General features: G+C 66.8%; 14 protein-coding genes. 2 read left to right on the plus strand and 12 right to left on the minus strand.

The genetic code is table 11. From position 1 onward, the window contains the following. The first annotated feature begins 4 nt into the window (after positions 1 to 4). Positions 5 to 1,393 carry a methylenetetrahydrofolate--tRNA-(uracil(54)-C(5))-methyltransferase (FADH(2)-oxidizing) TrmFO gene (trmFO, locus tag HX774_RS14375; protein ID WP_178827863.1) on the plus strand — a complete coding sequence of 463 codons (1,389 nt, stop codon included), beginning with the start codon at positions 5 to 7 and terminating at the stop codon, positions 1,391 to 1,393. On the opposite strand, the gene HX774_RS14380 is transcribed toward trmFO, so the two are convergent. Together HX774_RS14380 and HX774_RS14385 are read right to left on the minus strand one after the other, a co-directional pair. Further along, positions 1,386 to 1,733 carry a hypothetical protein gene (locus tag HX774_RS14380; protein WP_178827813.1) on the minus strand — a complete coding sequence of 116 codons (348 nt, stop codon included), beginning with the start codon at positions 1,731 to 1,733 and terminating at the stop codon, positions 1,386 to 1,388. The two genes, trmFO and HX774_RS14380, sit on opposite strands and share 8 nt — an antisense overlap. Positions 1,734 to 1,765: 32 nt before the next feature. Beyond that, positions 1,766 to 2,971, minus strand: a complete 1,206-nt coding sequence (locus HX774_RS14385; RefSeq protein WP_178827815.1) for an MFS transporter — start codon at positions 2,969 to 2,971, stop codon at positions 1,766 to 1,768. A gap of 68 nt (positions 2,972 to 3,039) precedes the next feature. Between HX774_RS14385 and HX774_RS14390 the strand changes: the two genes are divergently transcribed. Beyond that, the gene (locus HX774_RS14390; RefSeq protein ID WP_178827817.1) at positions 3,040 to 3,531 is read left to right on the plus strand and encodes a MarR family winged helix-turn-helix transcriptional regulator; all 492 of its coding nucleotides are present in this window, start codon (positions 3,040 to 3,042) and stop codon (positions 3,529 to 3,531) included. On the opposite strand, the gene HX774_RS14395 is transcribed toward HX774_RS14390, so the two are convergent. The 10 genes from HX774_RS14395 to HX774_RS14440 all read right to left on the minus strand — a co-directional run bounded on the left by HX774_RS14395 (position 3,528) and on the right by HX774_RS14440 (position 13,630). Continuing rightward, entirely contained in the window at positions 3,528 to 4,154 is a 627-nt protein-coding gene (locus tag HX774_RS14395; protein ID WP_178827819.1) for a squalene/phytoene synthase family protein, read from the minus strand. The genes HX774_RS14390 and HX774_RS14395 overlap by 4 nt on opposite strands. Before the next feature lie 40 nt (positions 4,155 to 4,194). Further along, the gene (locus HX774_RS14400; protein WP_178827821.1) at positions 4,195 to 4,815 is read right to left on the minus strand and encodes a hypothetical protein; all 621 of its coding nucleotides are present in this window, start codon (positions 4,813 to 4,815) and stop codon (positions 4,195 to 4,197) included. A gap of 91 nt (positions 4,816 to 4,906) precedes the next feature. Further along, positions 4,907 to 5,875: a protein translocase subunit SecF gene (gene secF / locus HX774_RS14405; RefSeq protein ID WP_178827822.1), complete on the minus strand. Its 969-nt coding sequence runs from the start codon at positions 5,873 to 5,875 to the stop codon at positions 4,907 to 4,909. After that, positions 5,875 to 7,470, minus strand: a complete 1,596-nt coding sequence (secD, locus tag HX774_RS14410) for a protein translocase subunit SecD (RefSeq protein ID WP_178827824.1) — start codon at positions 7,468 to 7,470, stop codon at positions 5,875 to 5,877. The genes secF and secD overlap by 1 nt, the downstream gene beginning before the upstream one ends. A gap of 42 nt (positions 7,471 to 7,512) precedes the next feature. Then, complete coding sequence (gene yajC, locus HX774_RS14415) at positions 7,513 to 7,827, minus strand: preprotein translocase subunit YajC (RefSeq protein ID WP_105562350.1); 315 nt, start codon at positions 7,825 to 7,827, stop codon at positions 7,513 to 7,515. Between the two features lie 148 nt (positions 7,828 to 7,975). Continuing rightward, positions 7,976 to 9,079, minus strand: a complete 1,104-nt coding sequence (locus HX774_RS14420; protein WP_178827826.1) for a peptidoglycan DD-metalloendopeptidase family protein — start codon at positions 9,077 to 9,079, stop codon at positions 7,976 to 7,978. A 126-nt stretch (positions 9,080 to 9,205) separates the two neighbouring features. Then, the gene (locus tag HX774_RS14425) at positions 9,206 to 9,850 is read right to left on the minus strand and encodes a protein-L-isoaspartate(D-aspartate) O-methyltransferase (protein ID WP_178827828.1); all 645 of its coding nucleotides are present in this window, start codon (positions 9,848 to 9,850) and stop codon (positions 9,206 to 9,208) included. After that, complete coding sequence (gene surE / locus HX774_RS14430; RefSeq protein ID WP_114816548.1) at positions 9,847 to 10,635, minus strand: 5'/3'-nucleotidase SurE; 789 nt, start codon at positions 10,633 to 10,635, stop codon at positions 9,847 to 9,849. The genes HX774_RS14425 and surE overlap by 4 nt, the downstream gene beginning before the upstream one ends. Then, positions 10,635 to 12,107, minus strand: a complete 1,473-nt coding sequence (gene serS, locus HX774_RS14435) for a serine--tRNA ligase (protein WP_178827830.1) — start codon at positions 12,105 to 12,107, stop codon at positions 10,635 to 10,637. The genes surE and serS overlap by 1 nt, the downstream gene beginning before the upstream one ends. 227 nt (positions 12,108 to 12,334) lie before the next feature. Beyond that, positions 12,335 to 13,630: a YceI family protein gene (locus tag HX774_RS14440; protein WP_178827832.1), complete on the minus strand. Its 1,296-nt coding sequence runs from the start codon at positions 13,628 to 13,630 to the stop codon at positions 12,335 to 12,337. Positions 13,631 to 13,703: the final 73 nt, after the last annotated feature.

Raw genomic sequence — 13,703 nt, forward strand, 5'->3', positions numbered from 1 at the left:
CCCCATCCCCGCCCCCGTGCATGTCATCGGCGGTGGCCTCGCCGGTTCCGAAGCCGCCTGGCAGATCGCTCAGGCGGGCGTGCCCGTCATCCTGCATGAAATGCGCGGCGTGCCGGGCGTGAAGACCGACGCCCACCACACAGACGGCCTGGCCGAGCTGGTCTGCTCCAACTCCTTCCGGTCTGACGATTGGGAATATAACGCCGTCGGCCTGCTGCATCAGGAAATGCGCGAACTGGGCTCGATCATCATGGCGGCGGCGGGCGATCACCAGGTCCCGGCAGGCGGCGCCCTGGCGGTTGATCGCGACGGCTTTTCTCAGGCGGTCACCGCGCGGCTGGAAGCCCATCCGCTCGTGACCATCGTGCGCGAGGAAATCGACGGCCTGCCGCCAGAGGACTGGGGCAATGTCATCGTGGCCACCGGCCCCCTGACCTCGCCCGCCCTGGCCGAGGCCATCCTGAAGCTGACCGGCGAGGAAAGCCTCAGCTTCTTCGACGCCATCGCCCCCATCATCCACGCCGACAGCATCGACTTCGACATCGCCTGGCGCCAGTCGCGCTATGACAAGGAAGGCCCCGGCGGCGACGCCGCCGCCTACGTCAACTGCCCGATGAACAAGGAGCAGTACGAGGCCTTCATCGACGCCCTGCTGGACGGCCCCAAGGCCGAGTTCAAGGAGTGGGAGAACGTCCCCTACTTCGATGGCTGCTTGCCCATCGAGGTCATGGCCGAGCGCGGTCGCGAGACCCTGCGTCACGGCCCGATGAAGCCTGTCGGCCTGACCAATCCGCGCGATCCGAAGGTCAAGTCCTACGCCATCGTCCAGCTGCGTCAGGACAATGCTCTGGGCACCCTGTTCAACATGGTCGGCTTCCAGACCAAGCTGAAGCACGGGGCGCAAGCCGAGACCTTCCGCATGATCCCCGGCTTGCAGAACGCGCAGTTCGCGCGCCTGGGCGGACTGCACCGCAACACCTACCTCAACAGCCCGCAACTGCTGGACAAGCAGTTGCGCATGAAATCCATGCCGCGCCTGCGCTTCGCCGGCCAGGTCACGGGCGTCGAGGGCTATGTCGAAAGCGCCGCCATGGGCCTGCTGACCGGACGCATGGCCGCAGCCCAGGCCTTGGGCCGCGACCTGTCGGCCCCGCCGCCGGAAACCGCCATGGGCGCCCTGGTCGAGCACATCACCGGCGGCCACCTGGAAGGGTCGAAGTTCCAGCCCATGAACATCAACTACGGCCTGCTGCCCCCGCTGGAAGCGCCGAAAGTCGACGAAGACGGCAAACGCATCCATCCCAAGGAACGCGGCCGCGCCAAGAAACGCCTGCAAAGCATCCGCGCCATGGCCGCACTGAAGGCCTGGCGCGACGCGGCGGCCGCTAGCTAAGGATTGCGACCACGACTGAAATGATCGCCAGCAGCAGTGGCGGGCTGGCGATCGTTATGGCGACGCGATAACGCCGGAAGGCAAAGGTCGCCCAGCCTGTCAGCGGACAGGCCAATAGGGCAACGTAGAAAATCACGAAAGCGAGGGCAGAGCCGAACCCCTCGCTTTTTTCCAGATCGTCCAATGCGAAAAGCACGGCAAGCGACGCGACCCATGTTCCAAAGAGCCCGAACAGCGTCGCAACGGCGAGAATGACAAGCGCTGGGTTTCGCCAGTCACCGCGAGAACAAGGCGCCGCTGCCAAATGCCGCTCCCATAGGTTCGAGGCGTCGTTGTCCACTATCCACTCTGCCTTCGCGTGAACATGTCCCTTCAGCGCAGCTTGGGCAGGCCCGGCCGGAACGCCAGCGTCATCACACCCAGAACCACCACGCCCGCGCCCATCAGAATCCAGGCCCCGGTCAGGTCGGCCATGTGGTCGCGCAACAGGCCGGCGGCCAGCGGCGACAGGCTGGCGATGATGTAGCCGCCGCCCTGGACGAAGGCGAGCAGATCGCCGGACCGGGCCGGATCGTCGATCTGATCCATGGCCAGGATCAGGGTCAGGGGGAAGATGGCCCCAATCCCCAGCCCCATGATCACCACGACCGGAACCGCCAGGGCCACCGGCGCGACCACTAGCCCCGCCAGACCGATCAGGGCCAGCACCAGCGCCGTCAGGATCGGCCCGCGCCGATCAGGGAAGCGTCCGATCAACAGCGACACGAGGATGCCGGCCATGACCTCGGCCCCCGTCATGCCGCTGAGCAGATAGCCCGCCGTCGCCCTCGCCTGCCCCAGATCGACATAGAAGGGCGGCAGCCAGGCCAGGACCAGCGTATAGGCCGAAGTGCCCAGCCCCATGATGAGGATCAGGCTCCACGCCCGCCCCTGACGCCAGAAGGGGATCTCGGGATGGACCACCTCGACCACGGCTTGCCGATCCGGTTCTTCCGCCGCCGGATCGCGTGCGGCCAGCAGCCAGACGACCGCCGCCACGAAGGCCGGCACGCTCCACAGCGCCAGGGTCCAGGCCCAGCCCACCGCCTCCGCCAGGCCCGCCGCCGTCGCCGCCGCGATGGCCGCCCCGCCCATGATGCCCGTGGTGTAGAGGGCCATCACCGTGCCGAACCGCGTCGGAAAGGCGCGCTTGATCACGACGGGCGCCAAGGCCTGAATCAGGGCGACGCCCACGCCGACGACCGCCGCGCTGGCGATCAGGGCCGCCGTTTCCGTCAGCACGGCCCGCACCAGACAAGCCACGCCGATCAGCAGCGCGCCCAGCAGGATGCCGCGCCGTTCGCCCAGCCGACGACGCAAGGGCCGGATCGACAGGGCGCCCAGGCCGATCATCAGCACCGGCAAGGTCGTCAGCAGACTGGCGGCGGTGGAATCCATCCCCGTCGCGCCCTCGATCAGGTCCAGCAGCGGTCCCACCGCCGCCATCGCCGGACGCAGGTTCAGCGCCAGCGCGAAGATGGCGCCGAGCAGCAACAGGGACGTGCCGCGCGCCGGCTCGGCTTCGGACCGTGCGATCATGTTAGGAGACTCCACTGGAAGATCGCGCTAGTATCTCGACCTCAAGTATCTCGATGTCAAGATAACTCATGCCCGACAGAGCCGCCCGCGCCGCCGCCCAATGGGCGGTCCAGCGCCCCGAACTCGACATGCTGCCGATGGAGGTGCTGGGTCGCCTGAACGAGGCCTCGCAACTGGTGGTGCGCGAACGCCAGACGCCGCTGTTCGCTCGCTATGGCCTGCAGCATGGCGAGTTCGACGCTCTGGCGACGCTGCGCCGTTCGGGCGCGCGCGAGGGCCTGACGCCGACCGCCTTGTTCGAGGCGGCGATGATGTCGTCGGGCGGCATGACCGCCCGCATAGACCGGCTGGAGAAGGCGGGTCTGGTCGAACGCCGCCCGCATCCGACGGACCGCCGCGCCACCCTGGTCCGCCTGACCGACAAGGGCTTCAACCTGATCGAATCCATCATGCCCAGCCACGAGGAAACAGCGCGAGACATCCTCGCGCCGCTCTCGCTTGACGAACAGAAGACCTTGAACGCCCTGCTGGCCCGCCTGATCGGCGGCCTCTGCGACTAGACGCGACCGCGCAGCACCGCCCAGAGCAGACGGAGCCGTTTCAGCGGTTCCGGGTGCTCAAAGCCCGCCAGCGCGGCATGGGCGATAGCGGGAAAGGCGGCGGCGGGCAGAGTTCTGAGTGCGGCGTTGGCGGCTGCGCGCAGCGCCCTCGCTTCATCCGTCCGGCCGGTCTGCGCCAGGCCCCACACGCGCCCAGGCACCACGACCAGGGCGTCATGCTCCTCGCCTGCCAGTATCCGGGTCGCGACCTGCATCGGGCCGACGTAGAAGGCGTCAAGGTCGTGCGGCTCCCCATGCATCCGACCGATGTGCGCCTCGATCAGGGCGTCGAAGGGCGCGCGATCCAGATGCCGGCGCGCGACGGCGCCGGTCAGGGCCTCCAGCACGGGATGACCGACGCGAGGCGTGTTGGCGAAAACGCCCTCCATCTGCTCGGACCACCACGTGTAGCGCATCTCGGCCAGCATGGGCTGGGTGACGCGGGTGGGAATGGCCAGAAGTTCCGCCTCGAAGGCGTAGAGGGCGATCAGGTCCGCGCGCGCCTGTTCGTTAGCCACAAACCGGCTGGACAGCCAGCGGTCAGGGTCGGCGGCGCGGACCTGGGAATCGAGATCAACAGTCATTGCGCAAGGCCATCGGCCATTGTGCAAAGCGGTGCAAGCCTCAGCTGAACAGGGTCTGATACATGGCCATCGAGGTCAGCATCGGCAGGGACAGCAGCAGGTTGGTGCGGCTGCCCAGCATGGCGATGCGGGCGGCCTTGGCCTTCTTGTCATCATCGACGACGACGATGCCGAGGGCCCGCTTCTGGTTCGGCCAGATCAGGCCCCAGACGTTCAGGAACATGACGATGGCCAGCCAGACGCCGATCCCCATCAGGGTGAACTGCTGATCGCCCGCGTTCAGACCGCCGGCCAGGCCGAAGCTGAGCACCTCGACCGCATAGAGGTGGCCGCGCGTGAACATGACGGCCAGACCCGCCAGCACCGTCACCAGCGCCGACCAACGGAACCAGAACAGGGCTTCAGGCGCGATATGCTTGCTGACGGCGGGCTTCAACTCGGCGGGGATCGAGGGCATGACCCGTATCTGCACGAAGTTGAAGTAATAGAGCAGGCCGATCCACAGGATGCCCGCCACGACGTGCACCCAGCGGAAAGTCGCCTGGGCGAAGCCGAGATCGAAACCGCCCGGCGCGATGCGACCGAAGGCGAAGATCATGACGCCCGCCAGCATGATGCTGAGCAGGAATGTCGTTCTGAAGTTTGAAAGCAGTTTGGCCATGCGCCCCTCCCCGGGTCGGAATCAGGAAGCGTGACCTTACCCCTCCCTCCCCATCGGGGGGAAGGAGGAGCATTTTCAGGTGCGCCGCGCCTTAAGGCCGGCTGGCCATGCCGAACTTGACCGGCTTGGTGTCTTCGTCGAGGGAGCCGCGCTTGACGCCCCACAGCAGGATGATCGGCGCGCCGACGTAGATCGACGAATAGGTGCCGATGATGATGCCGGCCATCAGGGCGATTGAGAAGCCGAACAGGGCCTCGCCGCCGAAGATCGCCAGCGCAGCCAGCACCATGACGGCCGTGACGCCGGTGATGATGGTCCGCGACAGGGTCTCGTTGATCGACAGGTCGATCACCTCGCGCAGGGGCATGGTCTTGTACTTGCGCAGGTTTTCGCGAAGACGGTCGAACACCACGACCGTATCGTTCATCGAATAGCCGATGACGGTCAAAATGGCGGCGACCATGTTCAGGCTGAACTCCAGCTTGAACAGAACGATCAGACCGAAGGTCAGGATCACGTCGTGGACCAGACCCGCGATGGCGCCGAAGCCGAACTGCGGCTCGAACCGGAACCAGATGTAACCGAACATCAGCAGAATGGCTGCGCCCAGAGCCAATAGGCCGCTGGTGAACAGCTCGCCCGAGACCTTGGAGCCGACGACGCTGGTGCCCGAGAAGGTAACCTGGCCGACAGCGTCGGTGATGCCCTTCTGAACGCGCGTCACGACGGCGGTCTGATCCTCGTTGTCCGGCACCTGGAAGCGGACGATGGCGCGCTGGTCGCCGTCGATGTTCTGGACCTGGACTTCGCCCAGATCGAGCTTGTTCATCGCTTCGCGAACCTTGCCCGCGTCAATCGACTGGCCGGCCGGAGCGGTCATTTCCATGACGGCCCCGCCCTTGAAGTCGATGCCCATTTCAAGGCCGGGATAGAAGCAGGCGACGATCGAGGCGACGCACAGCACGAGCGACAGGATGCCCGCGGGCAAGGCGTACTTCACGAAGTGGAAGTTCGTCTTGTGCGGCAGCAGTTTGATGAAAGGCCATCCACGCATCGCCATCACTCCGCGATCGGCAGTTTTTTGGGCTTGGCGACTTTGAGCCAGTACCCAAGCAGGACCTGGGCGACCATCACCGAGGAGAACATGGAGGTGAACACGCCGATGGTCAGCGTCCAGGCGAAGCCGCGCACCGGCCCGGCGCCAAAGGCGAACATGATCAGCGCCGCGACCAGGGTGGTCAGGTTGGCGTCGATGATGGTGCCCATGGCCTTGTTGAAGCCCGCGTCCATCGAGGCGATGACCGAACGCCCCGCTCGTGCTTCATCACGCATCCGCTCATAGATCAGAACGTTGGCGTCGACGGCCACGGCGAAGGTCAGAACCAGACCGGCGATGCCCGGCAGGGTCAGGGTGGCCTGGAACAGCGACATGGCGGCCACGATCAGGATGCCGTTCAGCATCAGACCCAAAACCGAAACGCCGCCGAACAGGAAGCCGTAGGACAGGATCATGAACAGGACGATGATAGCCGCGCCGACCGCGGTCGAAACCTGACCGGCCTTGATGGCGTCTGCGCCCAGTTCGGCGCCGACCACGCGACGTTCCTCGACCTTCAACGGCGCCGGCAGGGCGCCGCCGTTCAGCAGGTTGACCAGTTCCGAGGCCGACTGGATCGTGAAGTTGCCGGTGATCTGACCCGTGCCGCCGGCGATGGCGCCCTGGATCGTCGGAGCCGAAATGACCTTGCCGTCCAGGATGATGGCGAAGGGCTTGCCGATATTCTGGGCGGTGGCTTCACCGAAGCGACGTGCGCCCTGACCGTCGAAGCGGAAGTCGATGGCCGGGCGGCCGTTTTGGTCCGAGCCGACGCCGGCGCGGGTCAGGTTTTCACCCGAGACCAGCACGCGCTTCTTGACCAGATAGGGCGTCCCGTCTTCACCGACCAGCAGTTCCGAATCCGGCGGCACGCGGCCAGCCATGGCGTCCTGCAAGCCGGTCGAGCTGACATCGACCATCTGGAAGGTCAGTTGCGCCGTCTGGCCGATGACGCGTTCCAGCGCGCTGGGATCGCTCTCGCCCGGAGCCTGGACGACGATGCGGTCAGCGCCCTGACGGGTGATCGAGATTTCCTTGGTGCCGGTGCTGTCGATCCGGCGACGCACGACTTCGATCGACTGATCCACCGCCGTCGCGCCCATGGCGGCCAGGGCCGCGTCGGTGAAGGCGAAGCGGATGCGATTGTCGCTCAGACGTGTGACGACACGATCCGACTGGCCTTGCGGCGCGCCGGTCATCGCCAGATTGCGAAGTGCAGTCAGGGCGGCGTCGTATTGCGCGCCCTCGCCGACGGTCACGACCACGCCGCCGGCTTCACGCTGCAAGCTGCCGATCGGGATCTTCTGTTCGGCCAGAGTGGTGCGGACGTCTTCGACCAGGTTGGTGACGCGTTTTTCGCGCATCGCCGGGACGTCGACTTCCAGCAGCAGGTAGGACCCGCCCTGAAGGTCGAGGCCCAGGTTCAAGCCCTGCTTCGGCATCCAGCCGGGCAGAGCCTCACGCTGAGCGGGCGTCAGGACATTGGGAAAGGCCAGCAGCAGCCCGACAAGGAGCGACAGCACGACCAGGGTGACTTTCCAGCGTGAAAGCTGAATCATGTCAGAGCTCTATTTCGGGCGGGCTTCAGCGGCGAAAGCCGCTCAGCCCTTGTCGTTGGCGGCGATGGCGGTGCGGTTGCGCACTTCGGCGATCATTGACTTGACCACGCGGACGTTCACGCCCTGCGAGATTTCGACCATGGCCTCGGCGTCTTCGACGCGCGTCACCTTGCCGACCATGCCGTTCGACAGAACGACTTCGTCGCCGCGCTTGACGCCGGCGATCAGGGCCTGATGAGCCTTCATCCGCTTTTGCTGCGGGCGGATCATCAGGAAGTAGAACAGGATGAAGATCGCGACGATCGGCGCGATCTGCACCACGATGGCCATCAGGCCGCCTTCGGAACCAGTAGGCATGGAAACTCCCCGAACCGGGCCAACCTCGAAACGGGGGCCCCATTAAAATGAGGCGCGGAACCTAGGGCGCGCCGTGCCGATTTGCAACGCGGCCTGACGTCTCTTGCGTGCAGGCGATGCCGCCCGGACACGCCGGGCGGCCTTTTCGTCAGCGCGGAAGGACGCCCAACGGATCGACAGCGACCGGATCATTGCCGCGCATCTGACGCGTCTCGAAGTGGATCGAGGGTCGCCCGTCGCCCGCCGTCAGGCCGACGGTGCCGATGGCCTGACCCGCGCGGACCTCGGCGCCGTCTCGCACTGTGGCCGAGCCCAGATGGCCGTAAACCGTGCGCCAGCCGTCCTTGTGGACGATCAACACCGTCAGCCCCTGCCCCACCAGATCATCGCCGACATAGGCCACGCGCCCGGCGGCGGCGGCCTTGACCTCGGTCCCGGCCGAAGCGCCGATGTTGATGCCGTTGTTACGCTCGCCCATGCCGACGGGGCCGAAGCGACGCAGGATGTCGCCGCGAACGGGCCATTGCATGGCCAGGGCCTGACCCACGGCTGCGCCCTGTAGCGGCGAGGCCGGCGTAGAAGACGTCATCGCCGGCGCGCGCGAGGGCGGCAGGGCGGCGTTGCCGCTGGGCGGCGGAGGCGGCGGCGGCATCACTCCGTTGTTCGGCGTGCGCACCCCGACCGGCGACGGTCCCGTGGCGTAAGGGTCCGAACCGGCGTCGACCGCACTGTCCGGCAGGATGATACGTTGCCCCACGCTGATGGCGCCGCGCGGCCCCAGGCCGTTCAGGTCGATCAGCGTCTGCACCGGGGTCTGGAAGCGACGTCCAACGCCCGAAATCGTGTCACCGGGCTGGATCACATAGGCGACGCCCGGGATGATCGGGCCGCTGTTCGGTCGCGACGGCGTCGCGGGGCTGGGGGCGACAGGCGCGCTGGTCGAGGGATAGGCCGGACCGCCTGCGGGCGGAAGACCGCCGCCTTCGACCGATCCTGTCGGCGCACGGACGCCTTGCTCTTCATAAGGACGCGCGGGCGGCGGCGTCTGCGGCTGAGCCGGCTGGGCGTAATAGGGATTGTTGTTCGGATAGCCGCCCGGCTGCTGCGGCTGCGCCGGATAGGCGCCCTGCCCGCCGACCGGCATGGGCCGGGTCGAATAGCGCGGCTCGTCGGGATAGGTCGAACACGCCGCAACCGTCAGCGCCCCGCCGACGACGACCGTCGCCCTGATCCAGCTCGTGAAGCCGCCCATGCGCCCCTCCTTCTTAACCGTGATTTCGCTAGTCCCCCGGTTTGCCCCGGAAGCGTCGCCAAGCCAACCCGCCAAACGGCGCCAAAGTGGGGCGGAAAGGTTAACCGGGGGCCGAAACGCGCACCCCTACCCCTCCTTCGCCAGCCCTTCGACCAGCGGCACGAAGCGCACTTCGCACAGGCTTTCGCGGCGGAAGCTGCCGTCTTCCTGGCCCGTATAGCGGTTCAGCATCTGCACCGAGCCACGCCCCACCGGCGCGACCAGAACCCCGCCCGGCTTTAGTTGCTTCAGCAGTTCGGTCGGTTCGTGCGGCGACGCCGCCGTCACCATGATCCGGTCAAAGGGCGCCTGTTCCATCCAGCCCTGCCCGCCGTCGCCGTGGCGGGTGAAGACGTTGTCGACGCCCAGCAGCTTCAGCTTGGCCTCGGCCTCGGTCAGCAGGCTCTTGTAGCGCTCCACGGAATAGACGAAGCGCGCCAGGCGGCTCAGCACCGCACACTGATAGCCGCTGCCGGTGCCGATCTCGAGGACGCGGTGGCGCGGCCCAACCTCCAGCGCCTGGGTCATCAGGCCGACGATATAGGGCTGGCTGATCGTCTGGGCGCAGTCGATTGGCAGAGCTTGGTCTTCCCAGGCCTGATCCAGAAACTTCTCGTGGACGAACAGCGAGCGGTCGATGGATTCCATCGCCTTCAGCACCCGCGCGTCGGTGACCCCCTGCCGCCGCAGCGACAGGATCAACCGGCCCGCACGGTCGTCCGACAGGCTCATCCGGCGGGTCCTTTCGGCGGGGCGCCGCCCAGCACCTTCTTCAGGTCGTTGACGCTGCGCATGTGCGTCAGGTCGATATGCAGCGGCGTGACCGAGATCCGGCCCTCGTCCATGGCTCGCAGGTCGGTGCCCTCGGCGTGCTCCTGCGGGGCGCCGCGGAAGGCCATCCAGTAGTAGTCGCGACCGCGCAGGTCGGTGCGGCGGATGGCGTGCATCTCGCCGATGTCGCGGAAGCCCTGCTTCGTCACCTCGACCGCCTTGACCAGTTCCGGCGGCAGCTTGGGGAAGTTGACGTTCATGACCACGCCGTCCTCCCACTTCTGCTCCAGCAGCCGCGCGATGATGCCCGGCGCGAAGGCCTCAGCCGTCTCCCAATGCGCCACCACGTCGTCGTGGAAGCGTTCCAGCGACTGCGACAGGGCGATGGAGCGAATGCCGAAGGCCATGCCCTGCAGCGCGCCGGCCACCGTGCCGGAATAGCTGACGTCCTCGCCGACGTTGTGGCCGCGATTGACGCCCGACAGCACCAGATCGGGCCTCTCGGGCATCAGGTCGTTGACCGCCAGGATGACGCAGTCGGTCGGCGTGCCGGTCACGGCGAAGCGCTTGTCGCCCAACTGGTTGACCCGCAGCGGCTCGGTCAGGGTGATCCCCCGCCCCTTGGCCGACTGCTCGGTCTGGGGCGCGACGACCCAGACGTCGTCCGACAGGGTGCGAGCGATCTTCTCAAGACATTCAAGGCCTTCCGCCTCGATGCCGTCGTCGTTGGTGAGGAGGATACGCATTACTTGGAAACCGAACCCACCGTCGTCAGGCCGCCCATATAGGGCAGCAGCGCGCTCGGCACGGCGATGGAGCCGTCCTCCTGCTGATAGTTCTCCATCACCGCGACCAGGGTGCGGCCGACCGCCAGGCCCGAGCCGTTCAGGGTGTGCAGGAACTCGGTCTTCTTCTCGCCCGCGCGCTTGAACCGGGCGTCCATGCGCCGGGCCTGGAAGTCGCCGCAGTTCGAGACGGAGCTGATCTCGCGATAGGTGTTCTGGCTCGGCAGCCAGACCTCGAGGTCATAGGTCTTCTGCGCCGCGAAGCCCATGTCGCCCTTGCACAGCAGCACCTTGCGATAGGGCAGCTCCAGCGCCTGCAGCACCGCCTCGGCGCAGCCGGTCATGCGCTCATGCTCGGCCTCGGAATCCTCGGGCCGGCAGATGGAGACCATCTCGACCTTCGAGAACTGGTGCTGGCGGATCAGGCCGCGCGTATCGCGCCCGGCCGACCCGGCCTCGGCCCGGAAACAGGGCGTCAGCGCCGTCAGACGCATCGGCGTCGCCACCTCGTCTTCGCCCAGAATCTGCTCGCGCACGAGGTTGGTCAGGGAGACTTCGGCGGTGGGGATGAGCCAGAAACGACCGGACTGGGCATCGAAAATTTGAGCAAGCTCGGCTTCCGGGATTTCAAGGATGCTGTCTGCTGCTTCCTGTCGCTTGATCAGTTCCTCGCCGTGCTCCGCACTACCGTTCCAGATGCGCATGAAGGCGTGCCGCTGGATGGTCGATACGTAATCAGAAGCGGTCTGCTGACCGTTGAAACTCAGAAACTGGTCGTCACGAAACTTCGGCAACTGCCCCGTGCCGAACATCGCCTCGTCGCGCACCAGATAAGGCGGGTTCACTTCCATATACCCGTTCTTGTCCGTCTGCAGGTCCAGCATGAACTGGCCGATGGCGCGTTCCAGCCGGGCCAGTTGCCCCTTCAGCACGGCGAAGCGCGAACCCGACATCCTGGCGGCGGCCTCGAAGTCGAGCAGGCCCAGAGCCTCGCCCAGGTCGGCGTGATCCTTGGCCGGGCCGGTCGTGCGGGGTTCGCCCCACTTCAGGACTTCGAGGTTGTCGTTCTCGTCGGCGCCGTCCGGCACGTCGGCGGCGGCCAGGTTCTTCAACCCGGCCAACAGGTCGCGCAGTTCGGCGCCCTTGGCGGCTTCGGCCTCGCCCGCCTCGGCGATCTCGGCTTTAAGCGCCTCGACCTCGGCCTTCAGCCGGTCGGCCTCGGCCATGTCCTTCTTGCCCATGGCGGCGCCGATGGCCTTGGAGGCGGCGTTGCGCTTGGCCAGCGCCTCCTGCCCCTTGGTCTGAGCGGCGCGCAAGTCGACGTCCAGCGCCAGGATGCGCGCCACCACCTCGGCGGCGTCCTCCACCCCGCGCGACGACCAGCCGGCGACGAAGGCTTCGGGGTTGTCGCGGATGGCTCTGATGTCGTGCATGGCGTCAATCTTCGGACGTTCGAGAAGAAGCCGAAGGCTGTAACGCCCCAAGCGGAGTCGGGCAAACCCCTAAGCGCTGATCCGGCGCCTCTCCGTCATCCCGGAAGCGGCGCAGCCGCTATCCGGGACCGCCAAACACGCCGCCCTTCAGATCGCCAAACCTCAACCCGCCGCGTCTTGGGCGGTCCCGGATCGCCTCTGCGAGGCGTCCGGGATGACGGTGAAGGTTAGCGCGACGCCTTCACCCTGATCTCCACTCCGATCGCCTTGGACACCCAGTCCCCGCTGGCGTCCGATATCATGCCGAGGTCCAAAGCCGTGCGGTCCAACTCCAGCCTGCCGGCCACCGTCGCCACGCCGTTCGCCTCGTCGAAGGTGAAGGGCAGAACCACCGGCAGGGTCGTCGCCTTAATCCGCAGCGTCCCCGTCGCCTCATAGCGGTCGCCCCCTAGGGCCTTGAACGAAGTCGCCTCAAATCGCGCAGTCGGATAGGCGCTCGGGTCGAACCACTCCGCGCCGGTCAGCGAGCCCTCCTGCGTCGCGTCGCCGGTCTTGGCCGTGCCGGTCTTGACCAGAACCACGGCCTTCGACCCCGCCAGATCGGCCGGATCGAACCAGACCTGACCCTCCCACTGCTCGAACCGGCCCTTGAAGGCCTTGCCCGCGTGAGTCCCGGCGAATTCTATGCTCGAGGCCGCCCTGTCGATGGTCCAGGCCGTCGCCGTGCCCGGCGTGACCGCAGCTTCGGCCTGAGCGGGCGCCGCCGCAGCATGGGCCTCGGTCCCTGCCCCCTGAGCCAAAGGCGTAGGCTTGGCCGCGATGCCGCCCGCCACAGCCAGAGCGGCGATGAAGCCCAGTCCGGCTAGACGTTCAGCCCAGCGCAGCACAGGCTTGGGCTCCGGCGCAACCCGCTCCTCGCCATGCTTCAGCACCGGGATCATGTGGGCCAGAACCCCATCGCGATTGATGAACTGGTGCTTCAGCGCCGCCCCGACGTGCAGGGCGATCAGCACGACCGCGCCCCAGGCCATCAGCCCATGCGCCCCCATGGCTTGGTAAGCCACAGCCCGGCGCAGCCCCGCCGACGCCTCGTCGATGAAGGGCAGGTGAGGCACGGTGAACAGGCCGAACCAGCTGGTCGCCACAGCCAGCGGCGCATCCGTCGCAACGGCCCATCCGGTCGAAACATAGAGCCAGCCGGTCAAAGGCAGGGCCAACATCAGGCCATAGAAGGCCGCATGGGTCGCCCGCGCCGCGAACCTCTCCCAGGTCTTCATCTCAGCCGGCATCCCCGGCGTCCGATGCGTCAGCCGCCAGACCAGCCGTAGCGCCGTCAGCGCCAGGATCAGGAAGCCCACCGACTTGTGAATCTGGAACACGCGATAGGCCAGCGCCTGGCTACCCGGCTCATTGATCGCCTCGCTCATCCACCAGCCCATCGGGATCATGGCGAAGATGGCGACCGCGATGGCCCAATGCAGGGCGATGGCGACGGGGGTGTAGCGGCTGGCGGACGCGGACATGACTGAACTCGCAGGCTCACAAGATACATCCGTCATCCCGGACGCCTCGCAGAGGCGATCCGGGACCCAGGCG

Source organism: Brevundimonas sp. P7753 (assembly GCF_013386595.1).
Taxonomy (GTDB): Bacteria; Pseudomonadota; Alphaproteobacteria; order Caulobacterales; family Caulobacteraceae; genus Brevundimonas; species Brevundimonas bullata.